This is a genomic window from Microbacterium sp. cx-59 (assembly GCF_020805625.1).
Lineage (GTDB): Bacteria > Actinomycetota > Actinomycetes > Actinomycetales > Microbacteriaceae > Microbacterium.
Genome location: NZ_JAJHGO010000004.1, coordinates 366,867 through 389,123 on the forward strand (window position 1 = coordinate 366,867; position 22,257 = coordinate 389,123).

Consider the following 22,257-nt stretch of genomic DNA (forward strand, 5'->3'; position numbering starts at 1 on the left):
ATACCCCCGCGCCGACGTGCCTGTGCACTCGTCGCGACGCTCATCACCGCCGCATCCTTGTCGGCGGCGATATCGGGGAACAAGACGGCGCAGCAGGGGTCGTGGCCTCGGCGGTCGAGCAACTCGGCTGTCTTGACGTGCTGGTCTGCAACGCAGCTCTCGCCCCGACGTCCGACAACCGGCACCTGATCGGCGAGGTTTCCTACGCCGACTGGGCAGCAGCCTTCCGCTCGATGATCGACGTTCATTTGCTGGGTCCAGCCAACCTCGCTTGGGCAGTCGCCACTCACCTCATCAACCGCCAAGCTTCAGGAGCAATCGTCAACATCGGCTCGCGCGGCGCCTTCCGCGGCGAACCCGAGTACCCGGCTTACGCCGCGAGCACAGCGGGCCTGCATGCCCTCGGCCAGTCGCTCGCCATCGCCCTCGCCCCACACGCCATCTCGGTCACTACCGTCGCCCCGGGCTTCGTCGCCACCGAACGCCAGCTCGCCAAACTCAACAGCGCTGACGGCAACGCGCTCCGCGCGCAAAGCCCGTTCGGACGAGTTGGTAACCCCCAGGAGATCGCCGCCGCTGTGTTTTGGCTCGCATCCCCCGAGGCAGCCTGGTCATCTGGAGCGATCCTCGACGCCAATGGCGCCTGCTTACCTACGCAGCTGACGCGCCGCATCGCACAAGCCCCACCAACTGCGCGGCACCAGAAACGATCAGTTTCGAGCGATTGAGGGGCCATCATCGATGCAGGCTCCGACCCTAGTTGAAAACGTGCAGTCACAGCCAACATCGCCTACAACCCATCCGGCATCCTCCCGCCCTATCGCAACTACGCTCACGCGATCGAGGTCCGCACGCTCGACATCAGCGGCCTCACCGGGTACGACTCCAGGGGCGAGACGATCCCCGACACATTCGACGCCCAACTGCGGAACGTATGGGCGCTTCTGGGCTCCGCGCTCGACGCCGCACGGATGGGGTATGCCGATCTGGTTTCGCTGCGATTCGTCCTCACGTCGGCCGACTTCGATTCGGTCAACGTCGACATCCTGGCCGAGCATCTACGAGCCACACACGCTGCACGCACCGTCATGGTGCAAGAGCTTGTTGCTGGTCATGAGGTTGTTGACGGCTGCGGCATCAGTGGCTTGAGCGGATAGTCGTGTAGTACCAGGGAAGTCGTGACGGGGCCGTAGCGCGCGAATGAGTCGACGACGGCTTCGAGGCGAGCTGCATCCACGCATTGAATGTCGAAGAGCAGGCAGTCTTCCCCAGTGACCCTGAGGGTTGAGGCGACCTCACTCGTTCGCGCGGCCAGATCCAGGGCTGGGGAGAGTTGCGCGTGCGACGTGCGTAGCCGGACGACGGCGTGAATGTTCAGGCCCAGCGCGGCCGCGCTAACTACAGCGCGATAGCCGGCGATGACCCCAGCCTTCTCTAACCGCAGGATACGAGCGCTGGCCGCGGGCTGCGACAGTCCGACGCGTCGACCGACTTCAGCGCCGGTGAGTCGTCCATTGCCTTGAAGCAGTTCGATGATGCGGCGGTCGATTTGGTCCAGTGATTCCATCGAGTTCACCCCTGTCTACTTAGATAGCGCTTGCAGCGACTGCATGCTCATGTTGATTCCACCAGTATCAATGACACGGGTTCAGGCATAAGGTCTGGCTGGCGAGTGAAGTGGTGGTGGCATGTGGTCGCGTACGTAACCATTCCCGGTATTGGCGGTTCCGGCGAAGAGCACTGGCAGACCCTATGGGAGCACCAGTGGGGTGCCGCAGCGGTTCGTATCGCGCCAAAGTCTTGGTCGCAGCCCGACCTTGTCGATTGGGTCGCGGCAATAGAGTGGGCTGTGAACGATGCTGAGGCGCGTGACATCGACGTGGTGCTGATTGCGCACAGCCTCGGCTGCTGGGCGGCATCGACCTGGTTGACCGGAGCGGCGGGTCTGCGCGTGCGGGGAGTCCTCCTGGTTGCGCCGCCAGATCAAGCTGGAGACGCGTTCCCGGCTGAGGCCGCATCGACGTTCGTGGGCATCGAAGCGCGCATGCTGCCTTGCCCGAGCGTGGTCGTAGCCAGCACGAACGATCCGTATTGCCGCCTCGATGTGGCCGAAGGACTTGCGGCCCGCTGGGGAAGCCTTTTGCAGGTCGTCGGCGAACTCGGGCACCTCAACACGGCCAGCAACCTCGGAGATTGGCCCCGCGGCCAAGAGCTGCTCGAACTGGTGGTCCGCCCGTGACCCGCACCTCGGCTGCAACGTGACTCATCGAAACGCGCCCCTCACACCCGAGGGGCGAAAGCGCCTCATCGAACGCTGCCGCACCCGCCCGATCGCGCACGTAGCCGCCGAGATGGGCATCTCCCGCGCGACCGCATCAAAGTGGGTGAACCGCTACAAGCAGTTCGGGGAAATCGGTCTTCTCGACCGATCATCGGCCCCGGCTCGGCAGCCGACCGCCACATCCGGCCGACTCATCAAACAGATCGAGGCAATGCGGCACGGGCACAAGTGGCCCGCCTCCCGCATCTCCTTCGAGCTCCAGCAAACCGGCAACACCGTCAGCCGGCGCACCGTCACCCGAGTGCTTGCCCAGTTGGGCTTGAGCCGGCGGAAGTTCATCGACCCGAGTGGCGAAAGTAATCGGCAATCACAGCAGATCAGGGCCGAGCGGCTCGGGCACATGGTGCATCTCGATGTGAAGAAGACCGGCCGAATCCCCGACGGAGGCGGTTGGCGTGTCCATGGAAAAGACAGCGACGCCGCCAAAGCCGTCGTCCGCGCGAAGACGCGAGGAGCGAAGATCGGCTACGTGTTCCTACACTCCGCGATCGACGGCTACTCGAGGCTCGCCTACACCGAAGCGCTGCCCGACAAGAAGGCAGCCACCGCAGTCGCGTTCCTCGACAGGGCACGAGGGTGGTTCGCCGTCCACCGCATCACACAGATCGAGCGCATCGTGACCGACAACGGCTCCTGCTACCGCGCCCACGCGTTCCGCCACGCCATGAACGAGCGCAAGCACCAGAGGACTACGCCCTACACGCCCAGACACAACGGGAAAGTCGAGCGCTACAACCGCATCCTCGCCGAAGAGTTCCTTTACGTCCGCACCTGGCACTCAGAGGTCGATCGGGCCGCGGCTCTTACGGTCTGGAACTGGCATTACACCTACCACCGCCCGCACGGAGCCCACGACGAACAGCCGCCAGCATCCGCAACGCCATCACGCGTGAACAACGTCCTGGCCTTCTACACCTAGCTGGCTTGCTCGCCCTGGGGCGGAGTTGGCTTCGGGGGTCGCGTCTCGCCGACAGTCTCCAAGCGTGGAGTGATCCAGCGGTGATCACGCTCCTGGCGAGCGTGGCGGCCACCTACCGACAGTCGGGGCAACTGAGGCGGTCGAAGCACCCAGACTCACACCACGTATACATGCTTCTGTGGTATCAATGCCTGTGAGCGCTCGCCCCCTGCGAAGGCCCGTGCGCTCATCACCAGGCTAGGGCGACCCCCCTCTCCCCAGCCTCGAGAGCGCCCCGACTCGCCAGAATGCGAAGAGGGGCGCTCTTCGCGGACACACCGAGCATCGGCGAGCCGTGATCGCGCCGTAGCCGCCGACCCACAGATCTCAGCCGAACCTACGCTTCCAGCCGCGCTCCGCACTGATGCATCCACGTCACACCGTGGTCATGTGCACATGGTACTGTCCGATCAGATTTGAGAATTCTCACCATTCGAAAGGGCCCGTACCCATGTCGCGGGAGGAAAAGAGCACCGCAGACGGACGCATAGTGATCGGTGTTTATACCGACTTTCGGTGGGTCCACCCCGAGGACCGATTCCGGCTCAACCCGGAGGTCGCCGTGGGTCTCAGATCGTCCGGCGCCACGATGGTACGAGTGAAGGTTGGGTGGCGCAACGTTCGCGAGGTGTCCCTGGAGAACTACCTCGACCGATACGGCCCGGTCCGCCGCCGGCCGGAATAACGGATCCGTCGAAACGCCGAGGCCGGCTGATCCACGCTACGAGACGGTCTGCGGACAAACCAACAGAAGGACAAACCCTCTAAATGACACGTAGTCCCCAGCGATCCCGCGAGCTGTGCCCTGAATGGTGCAACGGATACCACGAGCTCTCGGACGACCTCCGACTGACCCACCGCAGCAACCCAACCGCGATCCCCGCCATCGAGCGCCGCGATAGCGGCGAGGAGTGTCGCGTAACCGCCGTCACCGTGGACCTGATCGTCGGACTCGAGCAGGCACAGGGTGAGGTGTGGGTCTGGATCGGGCCCGAAGATGATGCCGCCCGGAGTCTCGCTATCAGCTTCGAAAGCGCAGGACGGCTGAACCGAGCACTTTCCGACGCGCTCGCCTCGGGCCTCGCTATGCCGTAGTCGGCAGATCGACCCCCGGTCGCGCACGTAGACGTCGAGCAAGTGTGTGAGGTATTGGAGGAAGCATCTCCGTGATGTCGAGGTCGAGCACCAGCGCTAGTGAGACCAGCGTCTGCAGACGGGGGTTAGCCGGGTCTCCAGGATTCGACTCACCCTTTTCCAGCTTCTGGTAGGTGAACGTGGCGAGACCAGCCGCGCGCGCAACGTACTCCTGGCTCAGCCCCGCTTCCGCGCGGACCCGACTGAGGTTGAGCCCCAGAGCGCGACAGTACTCGACCCACAATTCTTCTGAACGAGAGAAAACCATGTATCAACATTGACCGACGCCCAGGAAAAAAGACACCGAACTGTCAAGAATCTTTCGAGCATGGTCACGCTCCCATCCTCGCTCTGGCGCGGTTTATAGCCATGCCTGACTGCCTTCCAATCCTCTCGCACTCGTCGCACGAAGCCCAAAGGAGTGCCGATCGCTCGACCTCAGGTCCTCGCAGCCGGTCGACGCTGAAAGGGAATCTACGAACGACGAAGAGCTGGCTCGCGCGCGTCACAGAGTAGACGTGCTGACACGGCAGGTGATGGCGTACCCGTCTTCTGCGCGGCCACCGGGAACCGCGACATGTCCCGCCATGCGCGAAGCGCGCGGAGGTCTCGGGTCAGCGCATCGCGCGCTCGACGCGAACCATGCGGGCCTCGACTACGAGCGCAAGCAACAGAACGGGCATGATCTGCACAATGGCGGACCAAAATATGCGTTGATCTTCGGGCATATCTGGAATTCACCCGCGACAGCAGACACTCCTCCGTGTCGACCCTAGAACTGTATGGCCGTTCATGTTCGGCTCAACGGAGACATTTCCTCACGTGCTGACATCAACCGCGCGTAGCTATCTCCGCGCCTGTTTAGCCCGCATCGAGCACATCACCCTTTGAGAGGGTAGCGATGGCCTTGCGGTACCACTGCGTCGCCGCAGGAGTGGCCAAGGGAAGGGAGTCTGAGAGAGCCGGAAGAAAGCTCAGCGATGCGTCGTCCTCGATCGACGCACGCACGACATCGGAATCTCCGGAGAGGATCGCATCGAACAATTCGCGGTGGCGTTGGGCACGTGCTCTCAGGGATTCGCTGTCGGTGCGGACGCGGCGGTTTGCGTTCATGCACATGCGCATGCGGGCCGACAGCCGGCGGTAGGTGTCCCCCAGCAGGGCGTGCCCCCCGAGATCGACGAGAGCGATGTGGAAACCCATCGTGTCGGCCACCGCGCGCTCCTCGAGGCCGGCGGCGGCATGGTCCTCGAGCGTCTGCAGGGCATTGGCGAGCGGGCGCAGCGCTGCCTCGTCGCGCACGGGGAGGGCGAGGTCGACGGCGAACCGCTCGAGCGAGCGGCGCAGGGTCACGATCTCGTAGGCGTCCTGCACGGTGAGTCCGCGCACCTGGGCGCCGCGGCGCGGGAGGAGATCGACGATGCCCTCCTGCGCGAGCATCTGCAACGCCTCCCGCAGTGGGGGACGACTGACACCGAGCTCTTCCGACAGCGGCACCTCGCGCAGTCGTTCGCCGGGGCGCAGGGCGCCGGAGACGATCTGCTCGCGGATGCCGTCCGCCGCCAGCATCGCCATGCTCGGCGGACTCACGATGCGCAGATCGACGTTGAGATGCATGTCGCCATTGTCGTCGCCCCGCGACGGAGCGGGGTCATCCCGCGCTGTTCCCGACCCGGCGCGTCGGGACCACGACGAGGCCCTCCTCGACCGAATCATCGATACGGGCGCGGATGTCGAACACGCGCGCGAGGGTCTCGGGAGTGAACACGTCTCGAGGGCTCCCCTGCGCCGCGACGCGTCCCTCGTGCATCGCGACGACGGTGTCGCTGTATCGCGCCGCCATCGTGAGGTCGTGCAGCACCAGCACGACCGTCGTGCCGCGCTCGCGCACCAGGGTCGACACGAGCTCGAGGGTGTCGAGCTGGTGGGCGATGTCGAGGTAGGTGGTGGGCTCGTCAAGGATCAGGATGCCGGGGGTCTGGGCGAGCGTGAGAGCGATCCACGCGCGCTGACGTTGCCCGCCCGAGAGTTCATCGACCGGATGGTCCGCGAGGCCGGTCATGTCGGTGAGCTCGAGGGCCGAGTCGACTGCCACGGAGTCGTCGGCCGACCATGCCTTGAACCACCGCCGGTGCGGGTCGCGACCGTGGCCGACGAGTTCCCGGACCGTGATGTGCTCGGGGGCGATCAAGCTCTGCGGAAGGAACCCGATCCGGCGCGCGGTCTCGCGCGGACGCTGCGTCACGAGATCGCGACCGTCGAGCACCACCCGCCCGGCCTGGGGCGCCGCAAGTCCGGCGAGTGCCCGCACGAACGTCGACTTGCCGCTCCCGTTCGGACCGACGATGGTGGTGACCTCCCTGGGTCGGATCGCGAGGGACACCGCGTTCACGATGACCGTCGAGCCGTACCCAACGCTCACCGCTTCGGCGGCCAGCCCGATCGGGGGCGACGTCTGCGTCGTCATCTGTTCTCCTGTCGACGGCTGATGAGAAGGAAGAGGAGGAACGGCGCCCCCACCAGCGCGGTAATCGCCCCCGTGGGCAGTTGCACGGCGAACGCCGCACGAGCGATCAGATCGCTGCCGAGGAGCACTCCGGCACCGAACAGACCCGACAGTACGAGACCCGCGCGCGGCCGCGCCGCGCTCATCCGGGCGAGATGGGGGCTCACCAACGCGAGGAAGGCGATCGGCCCGGCCGCGGCCGTCGCGACCGAAGTCAGCAGCACGGCCAGAATGGTCGTCCCCCCGAAGAGCACCCCGAGCCGGTAGCCAAGCGACCGCGTCATACCCTCCCCGAGGGTGAGGACGTCGAGTCCGCGCCGGAACGGCAACAGCGCCACTGCAGCCACGACAAGCGTCAGCGTGGTGGCGGTCACCTCCGGCCAGGAGCGGCCGTTGAGCGTTCCGGTCAGCCACACCGAGGCCCGCTGCAGGTCGTCGACGTCGGCGGCGATGAGCAGCCAGCTCACCAGACCCGTGAAGATCGTCGACACCCCGATGCCCACGAGGATCGGGGTCGGACCGTGCGTTCCGGTTCGGCGCAGGATGGCGAGCACGAGGATCGCGGCGGCGAGTCCGCCGACGACGGATGCTGCGGGGATCCCGATCGTGCGCAGAAAGCCGGAGACACCGTCACCGCCTCCCCCGAGCACGATGACGGCGACGGCGGCCGCGCTCGCGCCGCCGGTCACACCGAGCAGGTCGGGGCTCGCCAGAGCGTTGCGAGCGGTGGTCTGCACGATCGCGCCAGCGATGCCGAGGGAGGCGCCGACGAGGATCGCGAGGAGCACGCGCGGGATGCGGAGTGTCACGATCACGGTGTGCTGTGTGGCTGAGCCCTGCCCGGTGAGCACGGCCGCCATCTCGCGGAGGTCGACGCCGTAGCGTCCCACGAACACGCTTGCGGTCGCGAGCACGATGACCCCCGCGCTGACGGCGGCGGCTGCGATGACGGTGCGGCGGTGCATGCGGATCGACGGGCGGCGCGGATCGGCCAGGCTCGACCTCATGACCAGGCCGCCCGTCCGGCCAGGGACTTCGCGACGAGCAGCACGAAAAGCGGTCCGCCGATGATGCTCAGGACGATACCGACGGGAAGCTCTCCCGGGTACACGAGGAAGCGCCCCGCGATGTCGGCCAGCAGCGTCAGCGTCGCCCCGTAGAGCGCCGATGCAGGCAGGAGGATGCGGTGCGCCGGGCCGACGACGAGACGCAGCGCATTCGGTGCGATGAGGCCGACGAACGTGAGCGAGCCGCAGCATGCCACCGCGCCCGCCACGAGGAGGGTGACGGAGGTGACCCCGAGGGCGCGGGTACGGCCGAGGGATCGGCCAAGCGATGCGGCGATGTCGTCTCCGAACGAGAGCACGTCGAGCGCCCGCGCCTGAAACAGTGCCACGCACAGCCCGACCGCGACGAGCGGGATGGCGATGATGACCGTTTCGTAGCCGCGCACCGCCGCGAGCGATCCCACCGTCCAGAAGCGGTATCGCTCGAGTGCGCTGGAGTCGAGGAGGAGCATGATGCCGGTGGCTGCACCGAGCAGTGCCGAGACGGCGGCACCGGCGAGCACGAGCGTGGCGGGCGAGGAGTCGCGGCGCAGGCTCGCCGAGGCGGCGATCGTCGCGACCAGCAGCACGCCGGCGGCAGCGCCGCCGATCGCGAACCAGACGTAGCCGAGCGGGCTGCGGATGCCCAGGAGGGAGATGGCGATGACCACGGCGACGGCGCTCCCGCCGGTGACGCCGAGCAGGCCCGGGTCTGCGAGGCGGTTGCGGGTGTGACCTTGCATGACCGCTCCGGCAACCGCGAGGCTCGCGCCGCCCAATAGAGCCGCGAGGGTGCGCGGCACCCGAAGGTCGCTGACGATCGTCGTGAACTCGTCGGTGCCCGCACCGGCCAGGACCGCCGCGAGATCGCCGGGTCCCAGCATCCGGGATCCGAGGGCGACGCTCGCCGCGACCGCACCGACCAGCGCGACGACACCGACGGCGAGCACGAGGACCGGTGGCGCGAAGCGCGGGCGCCGAAACGCCCGCACAGGCGCACTCGGCGTCATCCGAGGGTCGAGTAGAGCTCGTCGATCAGGTCAAGCACGTGCATCGCGGTGATGGGTCCGCCCTCGTGCATCATCTTGTCGCCGCGCACCACCGCGCCGGCCGCGACGGCCGGCAGCTGCGCGTAGAGGGGGTCGACCTGCGCGGCGTCCCACTCCTCCTGAGTGTCGGCGAAGACGAGCAGCGCACCTGCGTCGCCGAAGGCCTCCAGAGTCTGCTCGGGGCTGTACTCGAGCGAACCATCCGTCCCGGCCTCGGCGAAGGCCGACGACGGGAGTGCGCCGAGCTCGCGGAGGATGACCGACTGGAGGCGGCCGCCCTCGACCTCGGTGCCCTCGAGGTCATAGCCGACCGGCGCGACGGGAACGGACGCGAGTGCCTCGGCGTGCGTCTCCTTGACCTCTGCCAGACGAGCGTCGTACTCCGCGATGATCTCCTTGGCGCGATCCTCGGTGCCTGTGAGCTCGGCGATCGCGAGCAGGTCCTCCTGCCACGTGACGCCGGCGTCGTTCGTGGATACCGGCAGGATCGGCGCGATCGCGCTCAGCTCGGCGTAGATCGGCTCGACGTCTTCGCCGCGGCTGATGATGATGCTCGGCTCGGCGGCAGCGATCGCCTCGATGTCGATCTCGCCGGCGAGGAAGAGCTGCTCGGCGCCGTTCTCACGGGCGGCAGCGAGCTCGTCTTCAAGTGGCAGCGGCAGCTCGATGCCGGTCTCGGGTCCCTCAAACGGGTAGCCCGCGAGCGGAAGTCCGAGGGCGAGCACGATATCGAGGTCACGACGTCCTTCCAGCACAACCACCGACTCGATCTGCTCGGGGATCACGACCTCGCCGAACTCGGTCTCGACGGTCGAACCCGTTGCGGCTGGGGCGGCGGGAGCACACCCGGCGAGCAGCGCGGCGGCGCCGAGAACGGCGGCGGAGGCGGTGAGCACGCTACGGCGGGATCTGTGGAGCATGAACTTAGCCTACCCTAACCGCGTCTATTGTAGACAATATGACTGCATCGGTATTCTCGGCTCGCTCTCGCGTCGGCTCGTCTACCGGCTCGGACACCCTAGAGATCGGGATCCTACGGGCGGCTCCCTCCGCCGGCTCAGTCGAGCTCGCCTGTCAGCACCCCGAGAACCGTCCCGACCTGATCACTCGGGCCCGCGCGCGTGCGCTGCGCGAACTACTGGAGAGCCAGGACGTGTCGCCGATCGTGCACACCGACTCGTCGGTCAACACCGCCGAGCTGTACCCGGCGGTCCGTGACGCCGTGCGTCGCCACATGGACGGATACCTCAATCTCTGCACACAGGTCGGAAGCAGGACGCTCATCGTGCACGGGGGCCTCGCCTTCGGCGACGACCCATCGGCGGCCGTCGATGCCTCGACCACGATGCTCGCCGAGTGGGCCGCGGATGCGGCGTCGGTCGGGATCGCGCTCGTTCTCGAGAACATGAACGCGCTACCCGTCGAAGCGGAGATCCGCTACCTCGGCTGCACCGGCGCCGAAGTACGGCACCTGATCGACACGGTCGACTCCCCCGCACTGCGCGCATGCGTCGACCTCGGCCACGCGCACCTACTCGATGAAGGCGTCGCCGGATTCGTCGCCTCGGTCGCCGGCCACATCGGACACGTGCAGATCACCGATAACGATGGCGTGTTCGATCACCACCTCGCGCTCGGGACCGGGACGCTCGACATCGACGCGGCACTCGTCGAGCTGCATGCTGCGGGCTACCGCGGCGCTCTCGCCGTCGAGTTGGACGGAGTCGACGACCGCGTCACGAGCCTTCCCGTTCTCGCGCGTGCGATCGCCGCGTTCGAGGATCGGCAGTCTGCATCCCCCGCACACGGCAGCGCATGACGCATGGCCCCTCTCTCCCGTTCACGTCATCCGGAACGGCGATACCCTAAGGTGCGCGACGGCAGGGCTGTGGACCGTCTCATTAGCGACACGGCGGACGGGAGCGAGCATCCGGACAGCTTCCTCGACGTCTACATCGCTGATGACGACTCGTCGATCGCCCGACCCACGTACATCTATATCCTCGGGGGCGGCCGGATCGCGGGAACAAGATCGACGGGCGATCCGAACGCGCCGGACGCAGGATTCTCGGTCATCGCTGACCCCGTCCTTGACGGTGGACACAACTTCGTCAGCCTGGACCACGGGCTCGCCCCACCGCGGCCTGCCCCGCCGCCGTCGTACAGGCCTCCCAGGCAGTGTTGTTCTTGAGGGTGGCACCGAGAACTGGAGCGTCACGACCCCCGACGGTAGCCGCATCGCCTTCGGGCGCGACGCTGTAAGACACCTCCCATTAGCATCCACTCCCGACAAGACGACGACGCCCTGAGCCAACAGCTCGTCAACCTCGATTGTGCGCTTCGGCAACAAGAGACCAGGAGCTCAGTGGGGGTTGCGTGTGTCGTAGTCAAAACTCTCGGGGCGTTGTCCGTACCCGTCTCCACGGATGGCGGCGAGCGTCGCGGCGACGATGCCCGTTGCGGCGAGAGCGAGGGTGCAGAGCAGAATCGTTGTTTCCATGGTGTCCTCCGCATCCATGGTCGAATGAGGTCACCCCTCAACACCAGTTAGCGTTCGTGCGTAAAACATGAAACTGTCGCTACATGATTGATCCCATCAGCATCCGCGCGCTTATCGCCATCGCTGACCACGGTTCCGTCGCCGAGGCGGCACGGGTGCTCGGTTACACGCCGCCGAACATTTCCCAGCACGTCCGCAAGCTCGAATCGCACTTCGGAACACCCCTCGTCGAACGGGTTGGTCGCGGTGTCGTTCTCACCCCGGCAGCACTCACCCTTGTGGGGCGTGGTCGACCGCTCGTGGATGGCCTCGAGCAGCTACGCCGGGCACCCCTTCACGATGACGAGGTGAAGGGCGTGATCCGTGTGGGCGCGTTTCCTACCGCGGTGTGCGGGCTTCTCATCCCGACGATCACCAGGGCGGCCACCAGCTTCCCCGGGTTGCGTATTGAGCCGTACGAGATGGAGGCGGATGCGGCCCTCCAAGCATTGGCGCGCGGCACGCTCGACGCGGTCATCCACAAAAGCTGGGGCGCGAGCATCCCGGACGAGTACGAACCCCGCAGCCTGCACCGCACCGAACTCGGCATCGATACACTCGACGCTCTGGTGCCAGCTACCCACGTGCTTGCGAACCGCGGGCGCGTATTTCTGCGTGAGCTTGCCTCGGACCAGTGGGCGATCAGTCCCCGTCACGACCCGTACGGGCGGTGGATCGCATCGCACGATCCGTCGCTGTTGACGCCGCTGGGCCACGCGTTCCAGGCGGCCGAGTTTCAGACACTCACCCGGTACGTCGAGGCAGGCCTTGCCGTCACCGTCATGCCTCGGCTCGGGCGGGGGACGCTGTCGGCGTCGGTGCGAGCGGTGCCCCTGGCCGACCCGGACGCGTACCGCAAGATCCACCTGTACGTACGCCCCATCACCGCACGCTCGCAGGTAGCGGAAGCAGTGACCGCAATGTTTAAGGATGCACTCCAGAACGAAGAGCACAGGGACCGCGACCCGATCGACCGCGCAGAAGACGAGCAAGACGCTGAGGAGCATCCGGCAGGTCGGCGATCAGGCCTCGAGGCGTAGCGCGTGCGCACCACGTTTCGTTGCCTACGGGCGACCGGCGCCGAGTACCAGCGCTGCCCGGGTGTTACGGCAAGGTCTGTCCGTCGCGTGTCGGGGTAGGCGACGAGATTCACGCAGCGTTAGTAATCTTCTCCCATGGTCCCCGATGTGTCCGTGATGTGGTCATTCGCCCTCGTCGTTGGCTTGCTCACCATCACTCCAGGGCTTGATACCGCGTTAGTGCTTCGAACCGCTACAGTGTCGGGCCGGAGACGAGCTTGGGGTGTGATTACCGGCATTCAGACTGGGACAATCATCTGGGGTGTGCTTGCTGCGACGGGCGTGAGCGCGATCCTCTTCGCCTCCCAGATCGCCTACGACGTGCTTCGCATAGTCGGCGCCGGCTATCTGCTCTGGATCGGCGGCAGAATGATCTATTCAGCGATTCGACCCTCAACGACACCAGGCGTTTCAGCGACTGCTGAGGCCCCCTCCAGTGACTCGCTCCTCGCGGGATGGAGGCTGGGTTTCACGACGAACCTACTGAACCCCAAGATGGGAGCCTTCTACATCGCGTTGCTGCCACAGTTCATCCCTGCTACTGCGCCTCAGATCAGCTGGGCTGTATGCCTCGCGCTCGTGCACGTCCTCATCGGGATCACTTGGCTTACGTTCCTTCTGCTCCTGGCTCGGTCATTTCGCCGCTGGTTCGCTTGTCGTTCCATGGCGCGAGCCCTCGACGCGATCGCCGGCACAGTGATCGTCGGATTCGGTCTGCGAATCGCACTAGAGAAAAGTGTTCGGTGACTTGATCCGGCCCCTCAACTGGGGGGCCAACATGAGTAGTCAGATGCATCATTTCACCCTTCGAGTCGCCGAATGCGTCGACATGCGGCAACGCGGACGTCTCTACCCGCTCGGTTTCGCGGCGCGAGATCTGCTGCCTCGGGCTTGGGGTTGGCGATTGGGCGGGAGGATCGGACTGGTGACAACTGATTGGTAGTGCCGCAAGGGGCTGGCGGGGAGGATGCCGTCCGTTGGTTTCGTACCCGAGGAGTTCCGCGAGGACCGCGACGGACCTTGAGCACGGTGCCCCGCGCCTGTCGGTCGCTGCCCTCGGGAAAGTCGAGAAGTGCGGGGTGGCGTAGTTGAGGCGGACGAGGCTCAACTATTGCGGGCCTCCAGCCGCTGGCGGTCTCGCTGCTCAGTTCACCCCGCTTAAAAAGATGTCGGCGTCCACTCGCTTCCGGAGGCGATTGTCGCGCGATCGAAATCCTCGGGATCCGAAATGCCGAGGGGCGTCGCCCCGTCGGTGTCGAGCAGGAAGCCGAGAAGGCGAGGGCCATCGGACGTGGAGACGATCCGACCGCTGTAGAGGTCGGAGGCTCCGACGTTCTGGGCCTCGCTCAGGTCGATCGTGTTCTTCCATGGGGCGATCCACACCCCGGTACGGCCGCCGGCGGAGATCCGGTCGGGGGAGATCACGGCGGAATGTGCGGAGAACAGGACCATCGATCGCTCCCCGACGGTGGCCCGTTGAACCACCTCGAGGTGCGCGAACCCTTGACCGGGGGCGGTGAGTGGCGGGTGAACATTCCACGTGTGGAGATCGTCAGACGTCGCGTGGCCTATGACGCCTCTGCCGTCGATGTCCCCGTGGCGGGCGCGAGCGGTCACGAGCATGTGCCATTGCCCGTCGTCGCCGCGGTAGACCCAGGGGTCTCGCCAGGCCTCCTCTGGCCAGCTCGAGGATCCGAGCGTCTCGTACCAGCGCTCATCGGCACGCACGACGACAGAGGAGTCCTTGCGCCAGTGATGCAGATCGTCGGAGACGGCGACCAGGATGACCTCCACGTTGCCATCCGCACCCGGGGATAAGAACCTGGCGCCGGTGTAGAACATGCGCCACTGGCCGTCGTCTGCGCGTACGACGCATCCCGTCCACGTCGCCGTCGCATCGGGCGCGTCCGGTCCGCCGGGACGGAGGACCGTTCCGAGTTCGGTCCAGTTCACGAGGTCTTTTGAGGTTGCGTGGCCGATCGTGGCGTTGCGGTGTCGCAGGTGAGGGTCGCCAAGAGATCGGGGCGCCTGCAGGTAGAACAGGTGGTGGGTCGACCCGTCCTGGACATGCCAGAAGTCCCAGACCCAGCGGTCAGCGGGATTAAGCATTTTGAGGATCTCCCAGAAGCGGCAGGCGCATCAGGCGGTCTCGGTGAGTCGGGGGTCGTGCTTCCGGAGTAGCGCGATGATCTCATCCCGCCAGGTCGCCGACTCAGGGAGGAGTTTGGTGAATCCCGATGACCCATGCACCTGCCCTTCGCCGAGGGTGAAGGTGGCTTCCACCCCAGCCGCCGAGAGCAGTTCCACGAAGCGTCGTCCGTCGTCCTGCAGTGGATCGAACTCGGAGCTGAAGACATGCGTCGGGGGGAAGCGTGCTGGGTCCTCGGTCAAGAGCGGGGAGGCAAACTCGTTGAGAGCATCCAGAGGCTGGGCGAGGTACAGGCCGATATAGGTACGGATCTCCTTCTCCGACAGCGGGTAGTCGCCGCCGCCGTACCTCGTGAAGGAGTCGCTGCTGCAGGTGAGGTCGAGCGCGGGGACCTCGAGGATCTGCAGCGAGATGACCGGTCCGCCTTCGTTCGACGCACGCAGGGCGACCGCCGCCGCGATGTTCGCGCCGGCGGAGCCGCCGCCGAGTGTCACTCGGTCGGGATCCGCGTCGAATTCGGCGGCGTGCTCGACGGCCCAGAGGAGGGCCGCGTAGGAGTCGTCGACCGGTACGGGAAAGGTCACCTCGGGTGCGAGTCGATAATCGACCGTCACAGTGACGTACCCGGCGAGCCCGGCTCGCTCCCGGCCGACGATGTCAGTGAAGGCGTCCTCGATGCCGCCCGCGATCCACCCGCCGCCGTGGAAGTAGATATGAAGAGGGTGCGGGCCGGGAGCCATCGGCTGGTAGATGCGCACATCGATGGTGCCATCGGCGACCTCGACCTGGGCGGTGGTGACGGCGCCGACCTCCGGACCGGCTTGCGCGACCATCGCAGCGAAACCGGCCGACGCGGCGAGAGCCTCGGAACGGACCCCCGGAATGTCGTTCAGGTCGATCGAGGTCGACGGGAGGGCGCTCAGGGCGGCCTGGAGAGTAGGCAAGAGGGGCATGTTGTGAATCCTTCAGAAGTGGTGAGGGTGAGGCGAATGCCGGCCGAAGAGGGGCCGACGTCAGAGGGTGTTTTGGAGCGCCGTGAGGATGTCGAGCGATCGAGTGTCGCCCTCACCGCGCAGATCGTTCGTGACGAACCCGAAGCCGACGCCGTGGTCACTGTCGGCGAAGGCGAGCTGTCCTCCCGCGCCGTCGTGCCCGAAGGACGCCGGGCTCAGCAGAGGCCTTTGCGGGGAGTGGATCATGTAGCCGGTTCCCCACTGCGGGGTCGGTGTACCCGCGATCCCGAAGACGGGCTCCCCGAAGGTCCCTCGAACGGTCATGTCGGAGAGGACGAGCGGGTCGATCGGGCGACTGGTCTCGGTCGGAATGATGGCGGACGACCAGAGCGCTGCGAGGTCCGCTGCGGTGGCGATGACGCCGCCGGCAGGGATGTCGGCCGCCTGAAGGTCGGGATCGTTGAAGCCTGCCCCTGGGCCGACGAGCTCGATGGGAAACGCGCCCCCAAGGGTGAACGAACGCGCGATATCCTCAGCCCCGTCCACACCGGCGAGGGAGTTGCGTGAGAATCCGGGGATCGGAGCCATCTGCGCGACCGGCCTCTGCGCCATGTGCGGGGCACCTAGTGAGGCGCTGGCACCGATCGGGTCGCTGAGGTAGTCGCGGAACACTTCGCCGACAGAGCGGCCGGTGACACGCCGGATGACCTCGCCGACGAGCCATCCCATGGTGAGGGCGTGATAGGCCCATCCGGTGCCGGGCTCCCAGAGGGGCTTCTGTGCGGCGAGCTTGTCCACGACGGGACTCCACGCGATGACGTCGGCCTTCTCCACATCCTCGACCGGGTAGGACAGCCCGGCTTGGTGCGTCAGCAGCCACCTCACGGGGACCGATTCCTTGCCGGCCTGGGCAAATTCCGGCCAGTAGAAGGACACGGGGCGGTCGAGATCTACAAGCCCTGCCATGACCAACCGGGACACGAGGGCGGCCAGAAGACCCTTGCTGCACGAGAACACCCCTGTCGGGGTGTCCCGATCCCACAGGCGGCCCGCTGGGTCCGCGACGCCAGCTTGGAGGTCGACGACGGTCCGGCCCTCGACCATGATCGTCAGCGCGGCACCACCGCGCGGGCTGGCTGCCGCGGCGTCGGCGAAGGCGTCGACGACGGCTCCGTAGCCGGGTTCCGCGAACCCTCGCGGCGTCCAAAGATCTGCCCCGCGGGCCGGCTCCGCAACAGGAGCTTCGGGGTGTCCTTCATACAGCGGGCGCATGGTGCTCTCCTTTGAGACGGGCGGTGCCGACTGCCGGGTCGCTCTCGACGACGAAGGTGTTCTGGATTCGTCCTCCTCGGAAGCCTACGTACGCGACCGCGACGGCGAGGAGCTGGATGACCGCGAGGGTGAGGAAGAAGCCGGTCACCGAGAACGCGATCAGCGCCGGACCGACCGTCAGCGAGGCGGCCAGGAGGAGTCGCCCGACAGTCAGGATGAATCCCTGGGCGGTGGAGCGGAGCATGGTGGGAAAGGACTCGTTCGACCACACGCGGGTGATGGGTTCGCCGCAGATCGCGCCGATGCCTCCGATGAGCGTGAAGACGACGAGGAGCGAGACGATGTCGAGCCCGAAGACGACGGGGACGATCAGCACGATGACCGTCAGCAGGCCGCAGCCGTAAACGAAGGCTCGCCGGAACCGGGTGTCGACGATCTTCATGAAGAAAAAGAGCGCGAGGAACCCCACGGGGAATGCGATGGCTGTGTAGGCGACGAACTGCTCGACGGGCACGCCGGCGACGTTCACGGCGATGTAGGTGATGTACGAGGCGAGCATCCCGCCGGGGATGCTCACGAGCGCATAGAAAGCGGTGAGCACCAGGAGCGGGCGACGCAACGGCGGGGACAGGAGGTCGGACACCCGTGAGCGCACCACGCCGACCGTCTGCGGGCTGTCACTACGAGAATCCCGCGAAGCGAGCCAGCGCGCCGACTCGGGAAGGGTGAGGCGGAGGAGGAGCCCGATGACGCCGACGACCGCGACCAACCCGTAGAGGATCTGACCGGCGATCCGTCCCTGTCCGCCGATCGACGAGGCGACGATCACGACGACGAGGGAGGCGGTGATCCACAGCACCTGGGTGAAGACGAGCATCGCGCCGCGGTTCTTCTCTGTCGCCGCTTCGGCGATGGTGGCCAGCGATACCGGCAGGTCAGCGCCGACGCCCAATCCCACGAGCGCGAGCCCGGCGAACAAGAGCCAGAAATCAGCGGAGAAGATGGGACCGAGCGTCCCGATGACGATCATCGCCATCGTCACGATGAACACCTTCCGGCGGCCGTAGACATCGCCCAGGCGTCCGCCGAGGAGCGCTCCGATCGCCGTCCCCACGGTTACCACCGCTGTCAGCAGGCCGACCTGTTCGGGCGTCAGACCGATGGCCTGCTGGTAGATCACGAGAGCGATCCCGTTGACGCTCAGCGCGGCACCGTCGACGAAGGAGGCCAGCCCCGCAATGATGGCCACTCGCCAGGGCCGCGGAGGCGAGCCGGGTGAGCCCGAGTCACCCGGGGGCGCCGCATTCGCGGCCTGAGGTGTCGTTGACATGAAATCCTCCTTGATTTACACGTGTCTACCGATCGTGTGTCGACCACAGTAGCGATGTAGTAGACACGTGTCAACTTCGTGAATGACACGTGTCTACTAGAGTGAGGCCATCATGACCAGAATCCGGACCGTAGATATCGCCCGTGAAGCGGGCGTGTCGCGGGCGACGGTGAGTTACGTCCTCAACGGTCGTCGCGATGGGCAGGTCAGCGAGGCGACCCGGAACCACGTCCGTGAGGTCGCGCGACGGCTCGGCTACATCAGTTCACCTGCGGCAAATGCTCTCCGAAGCGGTCGCGGCGACGTGGTCCTCCTCCTCGTTCCCGATTGGGAGGTCGCCGGTCAGCTCGAGCTCCTTCTCGAGGAGATCGGGCGGCTCGTGGGGCAGTACGATCTCGTCGCGGTGCGCTACGAAGGGCCCCACTGGCAGGGCGCCCTCGACCGCCTGCTGGGCAAGGTCGAGGCCGCGTGCGTCGTGACCTTCGATCCCCTGGGTGATGCGGACGCGACGGCCCTCCGAGCCGCGGGCGTGCCGGAGGTCGGAGCGTGGATCCTCGACCGCACCGACCCCGCGCACGCGACGGCGATCGGACAGGCCGACATCGTGGCCGCCCAAGTGACCCATCTGCTTGAGCGGGGCTATGAGCGGGTCGCCTACCTCGCGATCGAGGAGCCGCGTGGCCGACCGTTCATCGCCGCTCGCGTCGCCGCGTTCCGCGCCTTCTGCGCGGAGCGGGGGATCGACGGGTCCGCATCCACTGTCGTGGGGCGCGACGTGCGGCGGATCGAGGAGGTCCTCCGGACGTGGACGGCGGAAGCTTCCGGCCCGTGGGGCATCGCCGCCTGGAACGACGTCACGGGTCTGGGGGTCCTCACCGCAGCGGCGTCACTCGGACTGCGTTCACCGGAGCAGGTCGGAGTGATCGGTGGAGACGACACCACGGTGGCCGCCTTCAGTGACCCCCCGCTGAGCAGCGTGCGATTCAACCTGCAGGCCGAGGGGCGCGGCATCGCCGCTCGTATCGGGATGAGCCTGGGTCTGGAGATTGCCCCCGCGTCGACGGACTCCGCGGTCGTCGACGTGATCCCCCGCGGGTCGACCAGCCTTCCCCTCTGACGGTCAAGCCTCCGTTCTCCCGTCCGGGCCGCCGGCCCAATACTTTCCCCGTGCACGCCGGACCGCTGCGAAGGCGCCGGCCAGCGCGTCATGAGCGAGGCTGAGCACGCCCTCGCTCCCCCGGTCGTATCCGGCCATCAGTTCAAACCGCAAGACGACTCCCGAGATGATGCCGAGGATGATCTGAACCGCAGCGTCGTCGGGATCAACATCGAGTTCAGCGGCGATCGCAGTGGCGGCGGCTGCAACGAGCGGCTCGGGGTCCGCAGCACGTGCTCCGTGGAGGAGCGGGTTCCTGTGGAGCATGGCGGCACGAACGCGCCACTCCTCGTCGGGGACAAAGCGTGGCTCGTCACGGAGCCACCGGTCGACGAGATCGACGATCGAGCGTTCGGGGGTCCACGAGGTGAACGAGTCCATCAGACGGCGGGCGGCCGCTGCCGATGATGCGGTTGCTATGTCGAGCTTCGTCGGAAAGTACGCCGACACTGAACGGGGGGAAACCTCCGCTTCCTCCGCGATCTGCGCGACGGTGGTGGCCTCGTACCCCTGCTCAGCGAACAGCCTCATCCCCGCTAAGAGAATTGCGCGGTAACGGCGTTCTTTCGATCGCTCTCGGAGGGAGACGGCATCCATCCCTCGATGGTAGCGAAGCGCAAAACTGCGTAGCGCGGTATATTTGCAGCAGCCTGCAAATATTGGAGAAAAGCTGATGCTTACCGCCCCCGTTCCCCCGTTCCGCTCGCGTCGGTTCCGGTGGACGCCGTTTCTTGTCGGACTCTTCGCGCTTCTCGTCGCCTGGGCGGAGTCATTCTTCCTGCGCGCTCCTGCGTACGGCGTTCTCGTGATCATGATCCTTCTCTGCGCGGCCCTGATCAGGCCCGCCCTCTCGGGCTCTCGTACCGCGGTCATCGTGCCGGGTGCAGCCGCCTTGGGCGTCGCTGCACAACTCGGGTGGATGATCTGGGGATGGTATCCGGCGGTCGTGGTGGCACAGGTAGCGGCGATTGCCGTCGGCTTCGCCTGTATCGCCGGCCATCACCGGCTATCCCCCGCGGATGGGCGCCCCCACGGAGGCGCTCGCTCGATCGGCGGCCAGCGCCTTCGTCGCCTCCTCCGCTCGACCGTCACCACGGCCCTCATGGCGACCGCTGTGGTCGTGTCGCTCACCCTCGTTGCGATCGCGGTGGTTCCGGCAGGTGTTGCGGTCGCCCTTCAATCGGCTCTGGGCCAGACCTCTTCCTATGCTCCGCGGGGTCCTGAGAACGCAACGAGCGTGACCGCCAATGGCGACCGCCTTACCAGCGACATTGCCTACGGGAGCAAATATCCGAACAGCTTCCTCGACGTCTACATCGCCGATGACGACGCTTCGATCGCCCGACCCACGTACATCTACATCCACGGGGGCGGATGGATCGCGGGAACGAAGGCAACGGGTGATCCGAACGCGCCGGACGCCGGATTCTCGGTCATCTCCAACCCGGTCCTCGATGGCGGTTACAACTTCGTCAGCCTGGACTACGGACTCGCCCCGACCGTGAGCTATCCCGGACCCGTCGAGCAGATATCCCAAGCGGTCGTGTTCCTCCAGCAAAATGCCAAGCAACTCGGCCTCGACATGGACAACGTCGTGATCAGCGGAGGCAGCGCCGGAGGACAACTCGCAGGACAGTTCGCCAACATCCAGACCAACCCCGCGTACGCCGAACGCGTCGGCATCGACCCCGTCATCGGAAGCGCCCTGAAGGCTGTCGTCTTGGACAGTGCAGCCCTCGAACTCCACAAGACAGGTGAGACCCAGGCCCCCGTCCCCCTTCTCGACTTCTTCTTCGGGCTCTCCGCGCGCACCTACCTCGGAACCTCCGACGCGGTGATCGCCGAAGCCTCCGTCACGAACCATGTGACCGCCGACTTCCCGCCGACTTTCATCGCCGACGGCAACGTCGGCACCTTCCCCGACCAGGCATCCGCGCTGCATGAACGCCTCGACGACCTCGGCGTTCCAAACGCCGTGTTCCTCCCTACTGCGGAGGAGGCGTCACTGGGACACGGATTCATGGGAGCACCCAGCGTCTGGACCGACTCCTACAACGCGCAGAAGCTCGCCTTCCTCGCCTCCCTCGGACTGTGACAGCTCAGGGACGTAGCGCTTCGGGGCGCCCGCCCCCGCATCATCAAACAAGGTGCAGGCGTGCGGGACTCGCGGAACGAGTGGGTGCCAGTCCTGCCGGGTCGTTTTCGAAAGTTGGCCGAAAGAGGTGCGGGTTGGCGAAAAGCGCGAGCCTCGAAGGACTTAGCATCCGACAGTCAGAAGACCGGTGCCAGGGTTCCCTCCCGTCGAAATCGTCCGCTCCGTGAGGAATGGAGTACCGGCGGTCATCAGTGTTCCTGAGGCGGAGAACGCATCGTCCCAACGACGGATGCAAGCGCCCACGAGTGCGATGCCAGCTTACGGACCGAAGGTGTGACGTTGCTCCCTCTGTGGCGGCTTTCCGTGATCGCTTTGTGTCGGAGGGACGGTGGTCGCTTGTGTCTGGGCCTCATCGCGCAGCCCTGCCGCGACCGAGGATCCCGCCGCATCACAAACACGCTTCGCCGCGTTGGCGGCGTGCCCATGAGGTGCGCAGGGGCTGGAGGTGAGGGCACCCTGGACGGCAGCCCCGTCGCCCTGACCGCCGACGAGCAGGAACCGCAGAGAGTTGTTGCAATCGGAGTGAACATGATCTGACCCACGCGGAGCACACCCTGAGACGTATTCGTGATGGCGAAAGCCGCAGATCC

At 66.2% G+C, this 22,257-nt stretch carries 23 protein-coding genes; 10 read left to right on the top strand and 13 right to left on the bottom strand.

Translation table 11 applies throughout. The annotated features are described in order from the left end of the window. The first annotated feature begins 53 nt into the window (after nt 1-53). Together LMI96_RS05210 and LMI96_RS16395 are read left to right on the top strand one after the other, a co-directional pair. Entirely contained in the window at nt 54-728 is a 675-nt protein-coding gene (locus tag LMI96_RS05210) for an SDR family NAD(P)-dependent oxidoreductase (RefSeq protein WP_228360802.1), read from the top strand. A 132-nt stretch (nt 729-860) separates the two neighbouring features. Further along, complete coding sequence (locus LMI96_RS16395; RefSeq protein WP_374197910.1) at nt 861-1,157, top strand: hypothetical protein; 297 nt, start codon at nt 861-863, stop codon at nt 1,155-1,157. Here the strand turns inward: LMI96_RS16395 and LMI96_RS05215 are convergent. Further along, a complete protein-coding gene (locus LMI96_RS05215) occupies nt 1,112-1,567 on the bottom strand; it encodes an Lrp/AsnC family transcriptional regulator (protein WP_228360717.1) in 456 nt (151 codons plus the stop codon). The genes LMI96_RS16395 and LMI96_RS05215 overlap by 46 nt on opposite strands. A gap of 123 nt (nt 1,568-1,690) precedes the next feature. On the opposite strand from LMI96_RS05215, the gene LMI96_RS05220 reads away from it, so the two are divergent. From LMI96_RS05220 to LMI96_RS05230, 3 genes are all read left to right on the top strand, one after another. Further along, on the top strand, nt 1,691-2,239 hold the full coding sequence (locus tag LMI96_RS05220) for an alpha/beta hydrolase (RefSeq protein WP_228360803.1): 549 nt from the start codon (nt 1,691-1,693) through the stop codon (nt 2,237-2,239). A gap of 19 nt (nt 2,240-2,258) precedes the next feature. After that, a complete protein-coding gene (locus LMI96_RS05225; protein WP_228360718.1) occupies nt 2,259-3,260 on the top strand; it encodes an IS481 family transposase in 1,002 nt (333 codons plus the stop codon). An 807-nt stretch (nt 3,261-4,067) separates the two neighbouring features. Next, nucleotides 4,068-4,394 carry a hypothetical protein gene (locus tag LMI96_RS05230; RefSeq protein WP_228360719.1) on the top strand — a complete coding sequence of 109 codons (327 nt, stop codon included), beginning with the start codon at nt 4,068-4,070 and terminating at the stop codon, nt 4,392-4,394. Here the strand turns inward: LMI96_RS05230 and LMI96_RS05235 are convergent. From LMI96_RS05235 to LMI96_RS05260, 6 genes are all read right to left on the bottom strand, one after another. Then, nucleotides 4,384-4,701, bottom strand: coding sequence for a helix-turn-helix transcriptional regulator (locus LMI96_RS05235; protein ID WP_228360720.1), 318 nt, complete (start codon nt 4,699-4,701; stop codon nt 4,384-4,386). The genes LMI96_RS05230 and LMI96_RS05235 overlap by 11 nt on opposite strands. 593 nt (nt 4,702-5,294) lie before the next feature. Then, the gene (locus LMI96_RS05240; protein ID WP_228360721.1) at nt 5,295-6,050 is read right to left on the bottom strand and encodes a GntR family transcriptional regulator; all 756 of its coding nucleotides are present in this window, start codon (nt 6,048-6,050) and stop codon (nt 5,295-5,297) included. A gap of 34 nt (nt 6,051-6,084) precedes the next feature. Beyond that, nucleotides 6,085-6,900 carry an ABC transporter ATP-binding protein gene (locus LMI96_RS05245; protein WP_228360722.1) on the bottom strand — a complete coding sequence of 272 codons (816 nt, stop codon included), beginning with the start codon at nt 6,898-6,900 and terminating at the stop codon, nt 6,085-6,087. Next, nucleotides 6,897-7,904, bottom strand: coding sequence for an iron chelate uptake ABC transporter family permease subunit (locus tag LMI96_RS05250; protein ID WP_228360723.1), 1,008 nt, complete (start codon nt 7,902-7,904; stop codon nt 6,897-6,899). Before LMI96_RS05250 ends, LMI96_RS05245 begins: the two co-directional genes overlap by 4 nt. A gap of 38 nt (nt 7,905-7,942) precedes the next feature. Further along, a complete protein-coding gene (locus LMI96_RS05255) occupies nt 7,943-8,977 on the bottom strand; it encodes an iron ABC transporter permease (RefSeq protein WP_228360724.1) in 1,035 nt (344 codons plus the stop codon). A 14-nt stretch (nt 8,978-8,991) separates the two neighbouring features. After that, the gene (locus LMI96_RS05260; RefSeq protein ID WP_228360725.1) at nt 8,992-9,954 is read right to left on the bottom strand and encodes an ABC transporter substrate-binding protein; all 963 of its coding nucleotides are present in this window, start codon (nt 9,952-9,954) and stop codon (nt 8,992-8,994) included. Between the two features lie 38 nt (nt 9,955-9,992). Between LMI96_RS05260 and LMI96_RS05265 the strand changes: the two genes are divergently transcribed. Then, the gene (locus LMI96_RS05265; protein ID WP_228360726.1) at nt 9,993-10,853 is read left to right on the top strand and encodes a sugar phosphate isomerase/epimerase; all 861 of its coding nucleotides are present in this window, start codon (nt 9,993-9,995) and stop codon (nt 10,851-10,853) included. A gap of 543 nt (nt 10,854-11,396) precedes the next feature. Here LMI96_RS05265 and LMI96_RS05270 read toward each other — a convergent pair. Next, entirely contained in the window at nt 11,397-11,534 is a 138-nt protein-coding gene (locus LMI96_RS05270; RefSeq protein WP_223721548.1) for a hypothetical protein, read from the bottom strand. An 83-nt stretch (nt 11,535-11,617) separates the two neighbouring features. Here LMI96_RS05270 and LMI96_RS05275 point away from each other — a divergent pair, with 83 nt between their 5' ends. Together LMI96_RS05275 and LMI96_RS05280 are read left to right on the top strand one after the other, a co-directional pair. After that, nucleotides 11,618-12,613, top strand: coding sequence for a LysR family transcriptional regulator (locus LMI96_RS05275; protein WP_228360727.1), 996 nt, complete (start codon nt 11,618-11,620; stop codon nt 12,611-12,613). A gap of 135 nt (nt 12,614-12,748) precedes the next feature. Beyond that, on the top strand, nt 12,749-13,399 hold the full coding sequence (locus LMI96_RS05280) for a LysE family translocator (RefSeq protein ID WP_228360728.1): 651 nt from the start codon (nt 12,749-12,751) through the stop codon (nt 13,397-13,399). Nucleotides 13,400-13,810: 411 nt separating this feature from the next. Here LMI96_RS05280 and LMI96_RS05285 read toward each other — a convergent pair whose 3' ends face one another. From LMI96_RS05285 to LMI96_RS05300, 4 genes are read right to left on the bottom strand one after another with little or no spacing between them, the layout of a single operon-like run. Beyond that, a complete protein-coding gene (locus LMI96_RS05285; protein ID WP_228360729.1) occupies nt 13,811-14,761 on the bottom strand; it encodes a glycoside hydrolase family 68 protein in 951 nt (316 codons plus the stop codon). Between the two features lie 30 nt (nt 14,762-14,791). Beyond that, nucleotides 14,792-15,754 (bottom strand): alpha/beta hydrolase, encoded by a 963-nt coding sequence (locus LMI96_RS05290; protein WP_228360730.1) that lies wholly within the window; start codon nt 15,752-15,754, stop codon nt 14,792-14,794. A gap of 60 nt (nt 15,755-15,814) precedes the next feature. Continuing rightward, entirely contained in the window at nt 15,815-17,026 is a 1,212-nt protein-coding gene (locus tag LMI96_RS05295) for a serine hydrolase domain-containing protein (protein WP_228360731.1), read from the bottom strand. Then, nucleotides 17,010-18,356 carry an MFS transporter gene (locus LMI96_RS05300; RefSeq protein WP_223721554.1) on the bottom strand — a complete coding sequence of 449 codons (1,347 nt, stop codon included), beginning with the start codon at nt 18,354-18,356 and terminating at the stop codon, nt 17,010-17,012. Before LMI96_RS05300 ends, LMI96_RS05295 begins: the two co-directional genes overlap by 17 nt. Before the next feature lie 112 nt (nt 18,357-18,468). On the opposite strand from LMI96_RS05300, the gene LMI96_RS05305 reads away from it, so the two are divergent. Next, nucleotides 18,469-19,473 (top strand): LacI family DNA-binding transcriptional regulator, encoded by a 1,005-nt coding sequence (locus LMI96_RS05305; RefSeq protein WP_223721555.1) that lies wholly within the window; start codon nt 18,469-18,471, stop codon nt 19,471-19,473. A 3-nt stretch (nt 19,474-19,476) separates the two neighbouring features. Here the strand turns inward: LMI96_RS05305 and LMI96_RS05310 are convergent, their stop codons facing one another. After that, a complete protein-coding gene (locus tag LMI96_RS05310; RefSeq protein WP_223721556.1) occupies nt 19,477-20,109 on the bottom strand; it encodes a TetR/AcrR family transcriptional regulator in 633 nt (210 codons plus the stop codon). Between the two features lie 76 nt (nt 20,110-20,185). Here LMI96_RS05310 and LMI96_RS05315 point away from each other — a divergent pair, with 76 nt between their 5' ends. Next, nucleotides 20,186-21,607 (top strand): alpha/beta hydrolase, encoded by a 1,422-nt coding sequence (locus tag LMI96_RS05315; protein WP_223721557.1) that lies wholly within the window; start codon nt 20,186-20,188, stop codon nt 21,605-21,607. Nucleotides 21,608-22,257 lie beyond the last annotated feature (650 nt).

What these genes read in the sequence shown, in the direction of transcription:
- LMI96_RS05305 (WP_223721555.1), top strand. Translation starts at nt 18,469, where the DNA reads ATGACCAGAATCCGGACCGTAGATATCGCCCGTGAAGCGGGCGTGTCG.
- LMI96_RS05275 (WP_228360727.1), top strand. Translation starts at nt 11,618, where the DNA reads ATGATTGATCCCATCAGCATCCGCGCGCTTATCGCCATCGCTGACCAC.
- LMI96_RS05240 (WP_228360721.1), bottom strand. Translation starts at nt 6,050, where the DNA reads ATGCATCTCAACGTCGATCTGCGCATCGTGAGTCCGCCGAGCATGGCG.
- LMI96_RS05315 (WP_223721557.1), top strand. Translation starts at nt 20,186, where the DNA reads ATGCTTACCGCCCCCGTTCCCCCGTTCCGCTCGCGTCGGTTCCGGTGG.
- LMI96_RS05265 (WP_228360726.1), top strand. Translation starts at nt 9,993, where the DNA reads ATGACTGCATCGGTATTCTCGGCTCGCTCTCGCGTCGGCTCGTCTACC.
- LMI96_RS05280 (WP_228360728.1), top strand. Translation starts at nt 12,749, where the DNA reads ATGGTCCCCGATGTGTCCGTGATGTGGTCATTCGCCCTCGTCGTTGGC.
- LMI96_RS05260 (WP_228360725.1), bottom strand. Translation starts at nt 9,954, where the DNA reads ATGCTCCACAGATCCCGCCGTAGCGTGCTCACCGCCTCCGCCGCCGTT.
- LMI96_RS05290 (WP_228360730.1), bottom strand. Translation starts at nt 15,754, where the DNA reads ATGCCCCTCTTGCCTACTCTCCAGGCCGCCCTGAGCGCCCTCCCGTCG.
- LMI96_RS05270 (WP_223721548.1), bottom strand. Translation starts at nt 11,534, where the DNA reads ATGGAAACAACGATTCTGCTCTGCACCCTCGCTCTCGCCGCAACGGGC.
- LMI96_RS05245 (WP_228360722.1), bottom strand. Translation starts at nt 6,900, where the DNA reads ATGACGACGCAGACGTCGCCCCCGATCGGGCTGGCCGCCGAAGCGGTG.
- LMI96_RS05215 (WP_228360717.1), bottom strand. Translation starts at nt 1,567, where the DNA reads ATGGAATCACTGGACCAAATCGACCGCCGCATCATCGAACTGCTTCAA.
- LMI96_RS05295 (WP_228360731.1), bottom strand. Translation starts at nt 17,026, where the DNA reads ATGCGCCCGCTGTATGAAGGACACCCCGAAGCTCCTGTTGCGGAGCCG.
- LMI96_RS05285 (WP_228360729.1), bottom strand. Translation starts at nt 14,761, where the DNA reads ATGCTTAATCCCGCTGACCGCTGGGTCTGGGACTTCTGGCATGTCCAG.
- LMI96_RS05310 (WP_223721556.1), bottom strand. Translation starts at nt 20,109, where the DNA reads ATGGATGCCGTCTCCCTCCGAGAGCGATCGAAAGAACGCCGTTACCGC.
- LMI96_RS05235 (WP_228360720.1), bottom strand. Translation starts at nt 4,701, where the DNA reads ATGGTTTTCTCTCGTTCAGAAGAATTGTGGGTCGAGTACTGTCGCGCT.
- LMI96_RS05230 (WP_228360719.1), top strand. Translation starts at nt 4,068, where the DNA reads ATGACACGTAGTCCCCAGCGATCCCGCGAGCTGTGCCCTGAATGGTGC.
- LMI96_RS05300 (WP_223721554.1), bottom strand. Translation starts at nt 18,356, where the DNA reads ATGTCAACGACACCTCAGGCCGCGAATGCGGCGCCCCCGGGTGACTCG.
- LMI96_RS05250 (WP_228360723.1), bottom strand. Translation starts at nt 7,904, where the DNA reads ATGCACCGCCGCACCGTCATCGCAGCCGCCGCCGTCAGCGCGGGGGTC.